This is a genomic window from Gallalistipes aquisgranensis (assembly GCF_014982715.1).
GTDB classification, from domain to species: Bacteria; Bacteroidota; Bacteroidia; order Bacteroidales; family Rikenellaceae; genus Gallalistipes; species Gallalistipes aquisgranensis.
On record NZ_JADCJY010000001.1, the window covers coordinates 1,843,792 to 1,859,661 of the forward strand.

A 15,870-nucleotide genomic window follows, 5' to 3' on the forward strand; every position below is an offset into this window, starting at 1 on the left:
TCCGAACCGTCATCCCGCCGCGAAGCGCTGCCGTCAGAGATCGAGCCTTACGACCGTGATGCCGGCGCCGCCCAACTCCACATGCTCGTCCTCGGCGCTGGCGACCAGCGGCACAGTACGCAGATAACGGCGTATCTCCTCTTTCAGCGCCCCCGTTCCCTTGCCGTGCAGGATGCGCAGCTCCGTGGCCCCCACCATAACGGCATCGTCCACGAAATTCTGCACCGCCTCCAGCGCCTCGACGGCCCGCATGCCCCGCACGTCGATATTCTGCCTGAAATTGAGTTTGCGTTCCGACACCCCGGCGCTCACGGCGGCCATCGGCATCCGCTGCCGCTGCTGCTTCTTGTACTCGGCGTTCGACACGGCCACCAGCCGTTCCTTTTCCACCGTGGTCAGTATCTGTCCGAAAGCCACCGTCACCCGGCGCCCCTTCATGGCCACCACCTCGCCCAGCGTCTCCTGGTCGGCGATGCGCACCTTGCTGCCCACCCCGATCTCGCGCGGCTTCTGAGGCTGCGGCTCCTCCTCTCCGGCGACCTCCTCGCCCCGGCGCATCCGACGCTCGGCCCGCTGCTTCTGGCGTTGGAGCAGCTTTTCCATCTCCCGGTCGATACGGTCCTGCTGCGCCTTGTCCTCCTCGGGACGGGCAACGGATTCACGGAAAACCTCCAGCTCCCGGCGCACGAAACGGGTCTTCTCCTTGTCGGCCTGCGACTCGCGGATCGTGCGGATCGTATTCTCGATCTGCCGGTTCGCCTCTGCCGTGAGCCGTTCCGCCTCCTCGCGCGCCTGCTTCATGATCTGGGCCCGCTCCTGCTTGATCCGGATCAGTTGTTCGGCGTACTTCGCCTCCAGCTCCTCCACCTTGCGCTCGGCGATGCGGATACGGTCGCGCTTCTGCTCCCAGTACCGCTTGTCCCGGGCAATCTCCCTCAACTGCTTCTCGATGTTGACATGGTCGCTGCCCGCCTTCTCGGAGGCCGAACGGATGATCTCCTCCGGCAGTCCGATCTTGCGGGCGATCTCCACGGCGAACGAACTGCCCGGCTTGCCCATCTCGAGCCGGAACAGGGGCCGGATATTCTGCACGTCGAAGGTCATCGCCCCGTTGAGCACCCCGTCGGCCCCGCTGGCATAATATTTCAGATTGGAGTAGTGGGTCGTGATCACCCCGAAACAGCCCCGCGCCTCGAGCCTTTCGAGAATCGACTCGGCGATCGCCCCGCCGATGACCGGCTCCGTGCCGCCCCCGAACTCGTCGAAGAGCACCAGCGACCGGGAGTCGGCATGGGCCAGCACGTTCTTCATGTTGAGCAGATGCGAGGAGTAGGTACTCAGGTCGTTGTCGATGGACTGTTCGTCCCCGATATCAATGAACAGACTTCCGAACAGAGGGAGCTCCGAATTCTCGAGCACGGGAATCGGAAATCCGCACTGAAACATGTATTGCAACAGACCCACCGTCTTCAGACAGACGGACTTGCCGCCCGCGTTGGGCCCCGAAATGACCAGGATATGTTTTTCCCGCGTCAGCTGCAGGTCGAGCGGCACGACCTTCCCCCCCTCGCGGGCCAGCGCCTGGGCCAGCAGGGGATGGCGGGCCCCGCGCAGGTTGAGTTCGCCCTCTTCCGACAGAATCGGCTTCACACAGCCGTTCTCAAGCGCGAAACGGGCTTTGGCCCGGATCATGTCGATCGTCGTAAGATAGTCGCCCGACGCGCCGATGGCACCGATCTCCGGACGCAGCATCTCGGTGAAGGCCGTAAGGATGCGGATCACCTCGCGCCGCTCTTCATACTCCAGTTCGCGCAATTCGTTGGTGATCTCCACCACCTCGACCGGCTCGATGTAAAATGTCTTGCCCGTAGCCGACTCGTCGTGGATGAATCCCTTCAGTTTCTTCTTGTTGGCAGCCGAAACGGGAATCACGGGGCGCCCGTCGCGGATCGACACCGCAGCGTCGGCCTCCACCACACCCGCGCTCTGGGCCTGGGCCAGAATCTGCTGCAATCGCTTGGAAGCCTGCCCCTCCCGTTCCCGGATGGCCCGGCGCACGGCGAACAATTCAGGTGAGGCGCTGTCCTTCACCTTGCCGAAACGGTCGATCAGCGAATCAATATGGTTGATAATCTCAGGAAAACCGCTCACCCCCGCAGAAAAAGCCTTCAGCCGCGGATACTGTTCCTCACTCCGGTTGTCGAAAAACTGCACCAAATCGCGCACGGCCACCAGCGCACGGCGCAGGGCCACGATCTCCTCCACCTCGAGGAAAGCCCCCGCGATCTCCACCTTGTGCAGCAGCGAATCGGTATCGACATACTCCCCGCCGGGGAAGTCGCTCTCCATCATCAGCGCCGTACGCAACTCGTCGCACAGGGCCAGCCTTTCGGCCACCACCCCGGGCTGTGAGGAGAAGCCCTCTTCCGCCAGTTTGCGCACGGCCGCACGGGTCGTGCACAGGGCACCGATCTGCTCCCTTATCCGGTCGAACCCGATCTTCGATTCGTAATTGGCAGGGTAAATCACCGGTCTATTTCTCCTTTTTGCCGCCGAACACCGATATGTGTATATACCGTCCCGGATGAGCCTTCAGGTCCTCCAGCAGGCGGGCCAGATTGCCGCTCGCCGCGGTGAGCGAATCGTACAGGGCCGGATCGTTGACCAGCCGGCCCAGCGTGCCGTCGCCCTCGTTCACCTTCTTCAGCGTCTCGTCGAGCCGGGCCAGCGAACCGTTCAGGTTCTCCACCGCCGAGGGGATGTCCGACCGGCTGAGCGAATCGGTAAAGCCGTCCACGTTAGCGATGATGTGCTCGATTCTCGACGAATTGTTCTTCAGGCTTTCGGAAAGCGCGTTCATATTGGAAATGATCCCCCGCAAACTCTTGCTTTCGGAGCCGATCACCCCGTTGAGCGAACCGGAAATCTCCGCCAGATTGGCCATCGTGGCATTCACGTTGGCCGAATTCTCCGCCAGCAGGGTATTCAACGTACGGAGCGTGGCCGTGATCTCGTTCACCAGTTCGTTGGCCCTCTGCTTCAGGAACTCGAATTCGGAACCGGCCACCTCCAGAAAGTCCTTGTCCACGGCCGAACGGATCGTATCGCCGCTGCGCAGATAGTCCGCGGCGTTCCCCATCTCGATCTCGATGGCCTTGCCCCCCATGATCCCGTCGCTGTACACGCGGGCCTCGGAATTGACCGGAATTCTGTATTTCGATTTGATGGTCAGCTCCAGCACGATCTTGCTCGAACGGGCCGGATCGTAGGTGATCTTGCTCACAGCACCTACCTTAAACCCCTTGATCTTGATGGCCGAAGAGTTCTGTATGCCGTTCACCTGGTCGTAGGTGGCGTAATAAGTGCTGTTCATGTTGAACAGGTCGCGCCCCTTCAGAAAATTGACTCCCCAGTAGAGGCACACCAGCATCAGCACCGCGAACAGCCCGATCTTCACCTCACGTTTCATATTCAGTTTCATGCACAACAAATTTTATCCTATCCTGGTTTCACTGGCCGGCAAGCCGGCGGGCTTCGGCCATCGCAATGGGCTTCCCGTCCCGGAAGGCCACCATGAAAGCGTCCTTGACCGTCCGGCGCACCCGCTGCTGCGTGGCGGACACGTCGCGGTACGACCCGCTCTCCCCCACGAAATACTTGTAGTATTTTCCTATCTTCTTTTCAATAACCTTGCCCCGGAAAGGCCCGAACACCCGGTCGTTCGGGTCGAGCCGTTCGTAGGATATCTTCACCTGCACGGCGAAGGTGATCTTTCCCGACCCGTCCGCCGCGGAGGAAGATCCGGTTCCGGTCCGTTCCTGCATCCGTTCCGTCACGCTCTCCGTATTGCGCTCGGTCACCGTATCGTCCTGCTCGCCGCCCAACTGCACGGTTTTCGTCCGGCCTTCCACCCGGCTCTTGTACTCGCTGAAGGCATTGAACAGCGAACGGGCCACCTTGCGCTGCCCCGCCTCCGAAAGCAGGAAAGCCCGGTCGCGGGCATTGGAAAGAAAACCCAATTCGGTCAGCACGCTGGGCATAGCCGTCTTCCAGAGCACGAGGAACGGAGCCTGCCGCGCCCCGCGGTCCGTCGCCGTCTGGTTCCGGCGGTAATGCTTCTGCACGATCTCGGCGAAGGTCATGCTCTGGTCAATATAAGCGTGCTGCATCAGCGAAAAGATGATGAAACTCTCGGTCGAGCCGGGCTCGTACCCCTCGTATTTCACCCGGTAGTCCTCCTCGAAACTGACCACGTCGTTCTCCCGCATGGCCACGTCCAGGTTGGCCTTCACCTTGCTCATGCTCATCACGAAAGTCGAACAGCCCGCCGCGGAAGGCGACGTCGCCGCATCGACATGGATCGAAAGGAAAAGGTCCGCCCCCGCCTTGTTGGCGATGTCGCCCCGGCGGGCCAGCTCCACGTACACGTCCGTCTTGCGGGTATAGACCACCTTCACGTCCGGCAGATTCTTCTCGATCATCCCCCCCAGCAGCAGGGCTACCTTCAGGGTGATGTCCTTCTCCCGGTACTGCCGGTAGGTGGTGCCGGGGTCCTTCCCGCCATGACCCGCATCGAGCACGATCGTCCGCACGCTCGCCCGGTCTTTCGCAGGGGCCTGCGCAGAGGCTTCCGCCGCAGGCTGCGCAAGGAACAAAAGCGACAGGGCCGCCAAAAATCCGTTTGCCGAAACTTTCATGTGCGAAAAGTTAAGTATCTGCGTTTTTTTACCTATTTTTGTCCCCGTAAAACGGCGCGGATATGCGGTCGAGAGCCACTTCCGAGGGGTTTTTGCCGACTTTGTCGGCAAAGGTAGTAAAACTTCTCCAAAAGTCAACTTTCCCCGCGCGGCCATATACTTTTATTTTTTGTCCCTGCGTTATTTTTGCACATTGTCGCCGGGTCGGATAAACGGGAGAACTTGAACAAACGGGTAAAAAAATATCTCTTTACCACGCTGATTCTCGCCTTGTGCGGGCAGATGGTCTTCAGCGGTTCGCTGCGCGAAGTGCAGCGGCCGGAGCGACGGAAGGCGGCACGGGCCGCCCGTGCCGCGGCCGAACAGCAGCGGAAGGACACGCTCCGCACCGACTCCCTCCGCCTGAGCGCCGATTCGCTCCTTCTCTCGGCCGATTCCCTGCACGGGGCGGATTCGCTGGCCCACGATTCGCTGGCCCGGGACACCGCCGCATCGAAGCCCTTTCTGGATGACGTCATCAGCGGAAAGAACACCGACTCGCTGGTCTACGACCTGAAGAACAAGACCGTCTACATCTACAACGAGGGCGACGTGACCTACCAGGACATGAACCTGAAGGCGGACTTCATGCGGATCAACATGGACACCAAGCAGATCTACGCCTACGGCAAACCCGACTCCACGGGCAAGGGCACCCGTCCCGAATTCGTGCAGGGAGGGGCCAGCTACACCATGGACACGATCCGCTACAACATCGACTCCAAGAAGGCGAAGATCCGCAACGTGGCCACCCAGGAGGGCGAGGGCTACCTGATCGGGCAGAACATCAAGAAAATGCCCGACAACACGATCAACATCGCCAACGGCAAATACACCACCTGCGACAACGTGGAGCATCCACACTTCTACATGGCCCTGACCAAGGCGAAGGCCATTCCGGGCAAGAAGGTGATCGTGGGCCCCTCGTACTTCGTCATGGAAGACGTTCCGATCTACTTTCTCGGCGTTCCGTTCGGCTTTTTTCCGCTCTCGAGCGGCCGCCATTCGGGATTCATCATGCCGGAGTACGGCGAGGAGTACGTGAAGGGCTTTTTCCTGCGCAACGGAGGATACTATTTCGCCTTCAACGACTACATCGACGTGGCCGCCACGGGAGGTTTCTACACGCTGGGATCGTGGGAGGCGGCGCTGGCCTCGAACTACGTGAAGCGGTACAAGTACCGGGGCGCCTTCAACATGCGCTTCTCGAAAGACATCATCGGGGAGAAGGGAGCGGCCGACTACGTGAACCAGAACAACTTCAACGTGACATGGACCCACACGCAGGACCCCAAATTCCGTCCCAACTCGACCTTTTCGGCCAGCGTGAACTTCTCCACCAGCGGTTATTCGAAATACGGATCGACCAACCTGAACGACTACCTCAACACCCAGACCAACTCCTCGATCGCCTACTCCAAAACGTGGGCGGGCAAACCATTCTCCTTCTCGACCAACTTCCAGCACTCGCAGAACTCGGCCGACACCACCATCTCGCTCAGTTTTCCCAACATCGTCTTCAACATTTCGCGCATCTATCCCTTCCGCCGCAAGGAGGCCATCGGCAAACAGCGCTGGTACGAGAAGATATCCATGCAGTACACGGGAACCCTGGCCAACAACGTGACGGTCAAGGAGCGCGACCTGTTCACCGAAAAGATGTTCAAGGAGATGAAGAACGGCGTGCAGCACACCATTCCCATCCAGACTTCGATCAACCTGTTCAACTACATCAATATCAGTCCCAGCGCCAACTACACCGAACGGTGGTATTTCAAGAAGATCGACAAGGCCTGGGACCCCGAACAGAACCGGATTGTCAACGCCGACACGACCTACGGTTTCTACCGGCTCTACGACTACCGCTTCTCGGTGTCGGCCTCGACCAAGGTGTACGGAATGTTCACCTTCGGCAAGAAATCCCCCGTGCAGGCCATCCGGCACGTAATGACGCCCAGCATCAGTTTCTCCTACACGCCCGACTTCGGTGACCCGAAATACGGCTACTACAAACCGATCCAGAGCGACTCCACGGGTACCATATCCTACTATTCGCCCTTCGAGGGCGGCATGTACGGACTGCCCGGACGCTCCCGGTCGGCCTCCATCTCGTTCAGCCTGCAAAACACGCTGGAAATGAAGGTCAAGAGCAAAAAAGACACCTCGGGCGTCAAGAAGATCAAGCTGATCGACAACTTCAGCATCAGCAGTTCCTACAACCTGCTGGCCGATTCGCTCAACCTCTCGCCCTTCTCGCTGAACCTGCGCACCACCATCTACGGCAACTTCGGACTGAACCTCTCGGCCACGCTCGACCCCTACGAAGTGGACGAAAAGGGGCGGCGGATCAACCGCTTCATGATCAAGCGGGGCAAACTGGGCCGTATCACCAACACGGGCTGGTCGTTCGGCTACACGTTCAACTCGAAGAAGTCGAACCAGCCGGCCGCCAACGACATCAACAGCCAGGGTACCCTTCCGCCCGACGACCCCGAATTCTTCACCAACCCGGAGGTCCAGGAACTCGACCCCAACACGCGCCGGGCCCTGATGACCTCCCAGTACTACGATTTCAGCATCCCGTGGAACCTCGGGTTCAACTACTCGCTCAGCTACACCAACAACGGCATCCGGAAAAACGTCATCCAGACCCTCGGCTTCAACGGCAGCATCAACCTGACGCCCAAGTGGGGCATCACGTTCAACGGCGGTTACGACTTCGAATCGCGCCAGATCACCCCGGGCGTCATCACCATCGCCCGCGACCTGCACTGCTGGCAGATGAACTTCTCCTGGGTGCCGGTCGGCTTCCGCAAAAGCTGGAACTTCAACATCGCCGTCAAATCGGCCATGCTCAAAGACCTCAAATACGAAAAACAGAACAGTTTCTACGATAACCTCTACGACTAACCTTCACGCTGCGGCACCGTTCATGCAGCGGCTAACCCGGTATTCCACTATGAAACGAATTCTTTTCACGACCATGGTACTTTCGTCCCTCCTCGCCGGCTGCGGCGCCCCTTCCGGGGAAAATCCCCTGCTCACCGAGTACGACACGCCGTTCGGCACCCCTCCCTTCGACCGCATCCGGCCGGAACACTATCTGCCGGCCTTCGAGGCGGCCATCGCCGAAGCCCGGGCCGAAACGGACTCGATCCGCAACAACCCGGCCGCCCCCACCTTCGAGAATACGGTCGAAGCACTGGAGCGCAAGGGCGAACGGCTCGGCAACGTCTCCTCGATCTTCTTCAACCTGCTCGAAGCGGAGACTTCGGAACAGATGCAGGCGATCGCGGAGCAGGTGAAACCCATGCTTACGGAGTTCTCGAACGACCTGTCGCTCGACCCCGTCCTGTTCGAGCGGGTAAGGACGGTGTGGGAGAGCCGCGACAGCCTGTCGCTCGACCCCGACCAGCAGGTGCTGCTCGAAGACACCTATAAGTCGTTCACGCGTCGGGGAGCCGGGCTCAGCGACACAGACAAGGCCCGTTTCCGGGAGATCACCACGGAACTCTCGGGCCTTTCGCTCCGCTTCAGCCAGAACGTGCTGAAAGCCACGAACGGTTTCGTGCTCCACCTCACCGATCCCGAAGCCGTGGCCCCGATGCCCGATTTCGTGAAAGAGGGCATGGCCCAGGAGGCCCGCGACCGGGGACTGGAGGGGTGGTGCGTCACTCTGCAGGCCCCCAGCTACATGCCGTTCCTCACCTACTCGCCGTTCCGCGAACTGAAGGAACGGGTCTGGATGAAGTACAACACGCGCGGACTGGACGCCGATTCGACCGACAACCGCGAAATCGTGCGCAGGATCGCCTCCCTGCGGCTGGAAATGGCCAATCTGTTGGGCTACCCCACTTACGCCGATTACGTGCTGGAGGAGAAGATGGCCGGCAGCCGCGCCAACGTGGACGCCTTCCTGCACGACCTGCTCGACAAAAGCCTGCCCTACGCCCGCAAGGACTACGAAACGATCCGGAATTACGCGAAAGCATCGGGCATGTACTCCGATTTCGAACTGATGCCCTGGGACTGGGCCTATTTCGACGAAAAATACAAAAACGAACACTATGCCCTGAGCGACGAACAAATCAAACCCTACCTGCAGTTGGACAAGGTCCGCGAGGGAATCTTCCTGCTGGCGAACAAGCTCTACGGGCTCACTTTCAGGGAGAACCGTGACATTCCGGTTTTCCATCCCGACGTGACGGCCTACGAGGTGCACGACGAGAAGGGCCGGTTCATGGCCGTCCTTTACCTCGACTTCTTCCCCCGGGCCAGCAAGCGGGGAGGGGCCTGGATGACCTCGTTCCGGGAAACGTACGTCGACCGCGAAGGCCGCGAAGTGCGTCCGCTCGTCTCGGTCACCTGCAATTTCACCAAACCGACCGACAGCATTCCCTCGCTGCTCACGTTCGACGAATTCACCACCTTCCTGCACGAATTCGGACATGCCCTCCACGGCATGTTGGCCGAGGGACGCTACGCGTCGCTCACGGGCACCAACGTCCGCCACGACTTCGTGGAACTTCCCTCGCAGATCATGGAGAACTGGGCTACGGAGAAGGAGTTCCTCGACCTGTGGGCCGTCCACTACAAGACGGGGGAGAAGATTCCCGCAGAACTGATCGACAAGATCGTGGCCGCCCGCACCTACAACGCAGCCTATTTCAATGTCCGGCAGCTCTCCTACGGACTGAACGACATGGCATGGCACAGCATCACGGCCCCCGTCACCGGTTCCGTCGTGGATTTCGAACGGCGGGCCATGACCCCGGCACAACTTTTGCCCGTCATTCCCGAAACCGGCATGTCCACCGCCTTCAGCCATATCTTCTCGGGAGGATACGCGGCAGGCTACTACGGCTATAAATGGGCCGAAGTGCTCGAAGCCGACGCCTTCTCGCTCTTCAAGGAGAAAGGTATCTTCAACCGCGAAGTAGCCGACTCGTTCCGCCGCAACATCCTCTCGAAAGGAGGGTCGGAACATCCGATGACCCTCTACGAGCGGTTCCGCGGCCGCAAGCCCGACAACCGGGCCATGCTGGAGCGGATGGGGATCGGGAAATAAACGGACACCACCTCCCGGGCCGGATGCATACGAACCGAATGGCAACGGGCTCCGGCCCCCACGCACGACACCATGAAATATCTGTTCCTCCTCCTGTTTCTCTTCGCCTCCTGCCGCAGTGAGCAGGGCGCCCGCGGAGAGTTCCTCTCCGGCATGTTCGCCCGCCACGACGGCGGGGCCGTCCTCACCGACTGCGCCACGGGAGTGACGGTTCCCGTCAGCGACGGAAGCGCCTACCCCTCGCTGGAAGCGAAATATCTCCGTACCGCATCCGATCCCGGAGAAGCGGTCTATGTCGAACTGCAGGGACGTATAGGCTCCCGTCCCCGCCCCGAAGGCGAGGGAACGGAAAGTGTGGTGATCGTCGATTCGCTCGTCACCCTCGACCGCACCCGGCGCTGCGACCCGCAGCGCCTTCTGGCGGGCGTCTATGAAGCGAGAACGAATACCGGACGGCGACTGCTGCGGCTGAAACCCGACTACACGTTCAGCGAAACGCGGTTCACGGAGAGCGGGGAGGAGACCTCCGCCGGCCGCTGGTGGCGCAGCGCGGAACTCGAACTGGTGCTGGAAGAGACTTCGCCCGGCACTTCGGAACAATCCTTCCAGCTGATTCCCCCGCAGGAAGCGCTCACCCGCAACAGCGGAGGCGGGCCGCTGGTCTATAAAAAAGTCTATCTGTAACCCTGCCGGAACCGAGAAGGGCCCTCCGGCAAACCTTCGAAAAACTCATCTCCTGCCGCGGAGCAATCCGCCGCATCTCCGGAACACGGTCTCCGGCACGGCAACCGGGAGGGATTTCCGTCCGGGGGAAATCCCGCTACACATTATACAGGTAACGCTTGATACTCCGCTTGGGCGTCTTCTCGAATTCGTTGGGATAGAGCACGATGCCCGACACCCGTTCGTAGGGAGCCACCAGCGTGTTGAGCGTCTTCAGGTTCTCCTCCATCACTTCGGGGAGTTTGGCGTGCGAAATGCCGTCGGCATCGGCCTGCTCGTAGTCGGGACACACCAGTGCCACCAGTTTCCCTTCGCGCTCCACCACGAGCGATTCCATCACGCAATACAGGTTGTTGAGTTTGGCCTCGATCTCCTCGGGATAGATGTTCTGCCCGCTCGGCCCGAGAATCATCGTCTTGTTCCGTCCGCGGATATAGAGCGTACCGTCTTCGTCGAGCGTTCCCACGTCGCCCGTCCGCATCCACCCGTCGGACTCCATCACGTCGGAAGTGGCCTTCTCGTTCTTGTAATACCCGGCCATCACATGCTCTCCCCGCACCAGAATCTCTCCGGGCACATTCCGGGGGTCTTCCGACTCGATCCGTGCCTCCATCAGCCCCGGAAGCACCTTGCCGCAGGAAGTGGACTTATACTCCGTCCAATGGGTGTAGCTGACAAGCGGACCGCATTCGGTCATTCCGTACCCCACGGTGAACGGGAAGCGAATCCGCAACAGGAACTCCTCGACCTCGTGGTTGAACGGTGCACCGCCCACGATGATCTGTTCGAACTCGCCGCCGAAAGCGTCCATCAACTTCCGGCGGATACGGTTGTAGACCTTCTGGTCAAGCAGGGGAATCCGGAGCGCCATCTTCAGAATGCCGTTGCCCAGAATCGGGAGTATCTGCTTCTTATAGACCTTCTCCAGGATCAGCGGCACGCAACAGATCAGGTGAGGTTTCACCTCGCTCATCGCCTCCACGAGGATTTTCGGCGAGGGTATCCTTCCCAGCAGGGTGATATGGGTTCCCTGGGCCAGCGGCACCAGCAGGTCGAAGGCACACCCGTAGGCATGGGCCAGCGGCAGGAACGAAAGCACGCGGCTGCGGCGGAAATGGAGTTTCTGGCCGATGCCGAACACCACGTTGCCCGTGATATTGTTCACCGTGAGCATCACCCCTTTGCTGAAACCGGTGGTCCCCGACGTGTAGTTCAGCACGCAGAGCCTGTCGTTCGGTATCTCGGGATAGGCGATGTCCTCCGGGCGGAACCCGTTCCGGTAACGCTTGCGGTAATGTTTGACGATATTGCTCTGGAAGCGGGCGATCGACTGTCCCCGCCGTTCGAACAGGCAATGGTAGTCCGTGAGCGAGAAGACAGCCTTCACCTCCTCGATCTGACCGGTCTCGATCATGTCCCAGTAGACATCCCCCACGAACAGGAGCTGGCTGCCCGAATGATTGATGATGTGGTGTACGTCGTTGGCATTGAAATCCTGCAGGATGGGCACGATGACCGCCCCATAGGTGATCGTGGCGATATAGGCGATCACCCAGCGGGGATTGTTGCGTCCGATCAGGGCGATCCGGTCACCCTTTCTGATCCGGCACTCGGCGAACAGCAGGTGCAGTTTGGCGATCTCCTTGGCCATTTCGTAGTAGGAGAAGGTCTCCTTCTTGAAATAGTCCGTCAGGGCGGGAAGCTCCCGGTTCTCCCGGAAACTGTTCTCGTAAATCTTGATGACGTTCTCCTGTAACATGGTTGAAAGGAATTAGGCCCGGAACTCCGGGGCGGTACGGTTCGGAGAGGGAACCTGCAAAAACCGCCGCTTTATTTGCGGGGCCGCGGTTTCCACAGATAGATTTTCGATTCGGTGCCGGCAGCCAGGCGCCGGATATTCTTCCGATGCGTGAAGATCAGCAGCACGGCGATCACGCAGCCGAAGAGGATCAGCGGCAGATAGGTCTCGCGGAAAACCAGCACGATATAGACGGGAAACATCACCCCGGCGGTCATCGAACTGAGCGACACGTAGTGCGAAACCATCAGCACCACCAGAAAAGTCGCCACGCACAGCAGCACGGCCGGAGGATAGACTCCCAGCACGGCTCCCGCCAGCGTGGCCACACCCTTGCCGCCGCGGAATCCGGCGAAGACGGGGAAAATGTGACCGAGCACGGCTGCCGCGACCAGAGCGATCTTCAGATTGAACGTCTGGTCACTCCCGTGGGGATAGCCTGCCAGATGGGCCAGCGTCACGGCCACGAACCCCTTGAACACGTCGAGCGCGAAGACGGGCAGCGCCGCCCGGCGGCCCAGCACACGGAGCGTATTGGTCGCCCCGGCGTTCCTGCTGCCGTGTTCCCGCACATCCACGCCGTAATATTTCTTTCCGATCCACACCGCACTGGGAATCGACCCGAGCAGATAGGCGGCCACGACAAGCAAAATATCTACGAAGACCATCTCTTCATTCCGTTGGTTTATGCCCCAAAGGTACAAAAGAGTTCCCAAAAAGAAAAACCGGACGTTTCCCGGCCTCGGCAGCCTGTCCTCATACGGGCAGGGAAGCGCCGGAACAAAAAGAAATTTCGGGATTTACAGCCCCTGTCCGATGATTTTTTCACAAAATAAACTACTTTTGTTATTTATTCGGATGCCGTTATGAATGCATATAGTCTGAAAGAACAGCTCTTTTCCGCCAGCTGGTGGAAGTCGTGGCTGAATGTACTGATCGGTTGCACGATCCTCGCTTCGGGATTCGTCTTCTTCGTCAACCCCTACAAAATCGTACCGGGAGGTGTCTACGGTATGGGAATCGTACTGCACCAGCTGATCCCCCAGATCCAGGTGGGTACGTTCGGTCTGATGTTCGACATTCCGCTGCTGCTGATCGGCATCCGGGTCTTCGGAGGAATGTTCGGGGCACGCACCGTCGTGGCCGCCATCCTCACCCCGCTCATCATGAACGCGCTCACCTACCTCGTGGGCGAAAATCCGGCCACGATGCTCGGGGGCAAGATCGACCTTTCGAACGACATCATCATCTCCTGCATCTTCGGCGGCGTACTGATCGGCACGGGCACCGGACTGGTGGTCAAAACCCGGGCCACCACGGGAGGCACCGACATCGTGGCCATGCTGCTCAACCGGTTCGCCCACATGAGTTTTTCGCGCGGCATCCTGCTGGCCGACGCGACGGTCGTGGTGCTGGGTATCATCGTGTTGGGCGACTGGCGGCTTCCGCTCTACTCGCTGGTGACGATCTTCGTCTCCTCACGCGTGATCGACTACGTGATCGACGGCGCCAGCTATGACAAGCTGCTGTTCATCATCTCGAAAAAGAACGCGGAACTCACCCGGTTCATCCTCGACGAAATGGGACGCGGAGCCACCTACATCAAATCGTCCGGCACCTACACCCGGGAGGAACGCGACATGCTTTTCCTCGTGGTCAGCCGCCGGGAAATCTCCTCGGTGCAGAACAAGATCAAGGAGATCGACCCCGAGTCGTTCGTGGTGGTCGTCAATGCCTACGAGACGTTCGGCGACGGCTTCAAGGAGCTGCGCGACAGCAAATAGAGGAGATTGCGGCGACGTTTCCGCAACGGACTTTCCGGCCGGCCACAGCAGCAGCGATCTTTCCGATTTTTTTCGTACTTTTGCAGACCGGACGGAGGTAGGGTTCCGTCCGCCGAAAACAGACTCAGACATGGAACCGAACAACCTGCGCCCGCTCGTCGGAGGCGGCAAGAAACTCTATATCGAAACCTACGGCTGCCAGATGAACGTGGGCGACAGCGAGATCGTGGTCGCCCTGCTCCAGAAGGAAGGGTATTTCTACACGCAGCGGATCGAAGAAGCCGACGTGATCCTGGTCAACACCTGTTCGATCCGGGACAACGCCGAACAACGCATTCGGGGCCGGCTGAAGGAGTTCCGCCGCTACAAACGACTGAAACCGGGGCTCATGGTCGGCATCATCGGCTGCATGGCCGAACGGCTGAAAGACAAACTGCTGGAACAGGAGCGGATCGTGGACATCGTGGCCGGACCCGACGCCTACCGCGACCTGCCCCGCCTGTTGCAGGAGGCCGCGCACGGCGGACGCGGGGTGAACGTCCTGCTCTCGCGCGAGGAGACCTATGCCGACGTCTCGCCCGTGCGGCTCGACCCGAACGGCGTGAGTGCATTCATCGCCATCATGCGCGGCTGCAACAACATGTGCGCCTACTGCGTGGTACCCTACACCCGCGGCGCCGAACGCAGCCGCGACCCGGAGACGATCCTGCGCGAGGCACGCGAACTGCTCGCCGCCGGCTACAAGGAGATCACGCTGCTGGGCCAGAACGTCAACTCCTACCGTTGGGAAACACCGGCCGCAGAGGGCGGCGTCCCCGCTGTCACCGACTTTCCGGAACTGCTCGCCCGGGTGGCCGACCTCGACCCGTCGCTGCGGGTGCGTTTCGCCACCTCCCATCCCAAGGACATCAGCGACAAGCTGCTGGAGACGATCGCCTCCCGGCCCAACCTCTGCCGGGCGATCCATCTGCCCGCCCAGTCGGGCAGCACGCGGATGCTGGGCCTGATGAACCGCAAATACACCCGTGAATGGTACCTCGACCGGATCGCCGCCATCCGGCGCATCCTGCCCGAATGTGCCGTCTCGACCGACCTGATCGCAGGGTTCTGCACCGAAACCGAAGAGGACCACGCCCAGACCCTTTCGCTCATGCGCGAAGTGGGCTATGCCTCCGCCTTCATGTTCAAATATTCGGAACGGCCCGGCACCAAAGCGGCCCGCACGATGGAGGACGACGTGCCCGACGATGTGAAGACCGCCCGGCTGAACGAGATCATCGCCCTTCAGAACCGGCTGTCGCTGGAGAGTAACCGCCGCGATGTAGGCAAGCGCTTCGAAGTGCTCATCGAAGGCGAAAGCAAACGCAGCGGCGACCAGTTGTTCGGCCGCACCTCGCAGAACAAGGCGGTCATCTTCGACCGGGGCGGCTACCGGACCGGTGACTACGTGACGGTCGAGATCACCGGCTGTACCTCCGCCACGCTGATGGGTGTCCCCGTAGAGAAATAGGCGGCCGTCCCGTGTTCCCTCCCCCGTGCACGAGGAAAAAGGAACGAAACGTGATGTCCCCGCATAATTCCGACGGAATAAACCTCAATAAACACGGTAAATCCGGCGCCCCGACATGCCTCTGAAAGGAGACAAACGATTTTTCCATCCCCCACATATACGCCCTCCCCACGGCAGGGGAACGGCAGCACCGCCGGAAGGCAGAAGACCGGAGCGGAATCCTCAGCGGCACCCCGCCGCGCCGAAGCACG

Annotated in this window: 10 protein-coding genes; 5 read left to right on the forward strand and 5 right to left on the reverse strand. The window is 60.2% G+C overall.

Annotated elements, in window-relative coordinates; translation table 11 throughout:
• Positions 1-33 precede the first annotated feature (33 nt).
• From INF32_RS07445 to INF32_RS07455, 3 genes are read right to left on the reverse strand one after another with little or no spacing between them, the layout of a single operon-like run.
• A complete protein-coding gene (locus INF32_RS07445; protein ID WP_226387717.1) occupies positions 34-2,529 on the reverse strand; it encodes an endonuclease MutS2 in 2,496 nt (831 codons plus the stop codon).
• Positions 2,530-2,533: 4 nt separating this feature from the next.
• The gene (locus INF32_RS07450) at positions 2,534-3,481 is read right to left on the reverse strand and encodes an MlaD family protein (protein ID WP_226387718.1); all 948 of its coding nucleotides are present in this window, start codon (positions 3,479-3,481) and stop codon (positions 2,534-2,536) included.
• Positions 3,482-3,509: 28 nt separating this feature from the next.
• Positions 3,510-4,697, reverse strand: a complete 1,188-nt coding sequence (locus INF32_RS07455) for an N-acetylmuramoyl-L-alanine amidase family protein (RefSeq protein WP_226387719.1) — start codon at positions 4,695-4,697, stop codon at positions 3,510-3,512.
• Positions 4,698-4,919: 222 nt separating this feature from the next.
• On the opposite strand from INF32_RS07455, the gene INF32_RS07460 reads away from it, so the two are divergent.
• The 3 genes from INF32_RS07460 to INF32_RS07470 all read left to right on the forward strand — a co-directional run bounded on the left by INF32_RS07460 (position 4,920) and on the right by INF32_RS07470 (position 10,488).
• Positions 4,920-7,646 (forward strand): putative LPS assembly protein LptD, encoded by a 2,727-nt coding sequence (locus tag INF32_RS07460; protein WP_226387720.1) that lies wholly within the window; start codon positions 4,920-4,922, stop codon positions 7,644-7,646.
• Between the two features lie 49 nt (positions 7,647-7,695).
• Positions 7,696-9,804: a M3 family metallopeptidase gene (locus tag INF32_RS07465; RefSeq protein ID WP_226387721.1), complete on the forward strand. Its 2,109-nt coding sequence runs from the start codon at positions 7,696-7,698 to the stop codon at positions 9,802-9,804.
• A 72-nt stretch (positions 9,805-9,876) separates the two neighbouring features.
• Positions 9,877-10,488 carry a hypothetical protein gene (locus tag INF32_RS07470; RefSeq protein WP_226387722.1) on the forward strand — a complete coding sequence of 204 codons (612 nt, stop codon included), beginning with the start codon at positions 9,877-9,879 and terminating at the stop codon, positions 10,486-10,488.
• Between the two features lie 136 nt (positions 10,489-10,624).
• Here the strand turns inward: INF32_RS07470 and INF32_RS07475 are convergent, their stop codons facing one another.
• A complete protein-coding gene (locus INF32_RS07475; RefSeq protein ID WP_226387723.1) occupies positions 10,625-12,286 on the reverse strand; it encodes an AMP-binding protein in 1,662 nt (553 codons plus the stop codon).
• Between the two features lie 71 nt (positions 12,287-12,357).
• Positions 12,358-12,993: a glycerol-3-phosphate 1-O-acyltransferase PlsY gene (gene plsY, locus INF32_RS07480; protein ID WP_226387724.1), complete on the reverse strand. Its 636-nt coding sequence runs from the start codon at positions 12,991-12,993 to the stop codon at positions 12,358-12,360.
• 198 nt (positions 12,994-13,191) lie between these two features.
• Between plsY and INF32_RS07485 the strand changes: the two genes are divergently transcribed.
• A complete protein-coding gene (locus INF32_RS07485) occupies positions 13,192-14,109 on the forward strand; it encodes a YitT family protein (protein ID WP_226387725.1) in 918 nt (305 codons plus the stop codon).
• A 130-nt stretch (positions 14,110-14,239) separates the two neighbouring features.
• On the forward strand, positions 14,240-15,619 hold the full coding sequence (gene miaB, locus INF32_RS07490) for a tRNA (N6-isopentenyl adenosine(37)-C2)-methylthiotransferase MiaB (protein ID WP_226387726.1): 1,380 nt from the start codon (positions 14,240-14,242) through the stop codon (positions 15,617-15,619).
• The last annotated feature ends 251 nt before the right edge of the window (positions 15,620-15,870 follow it).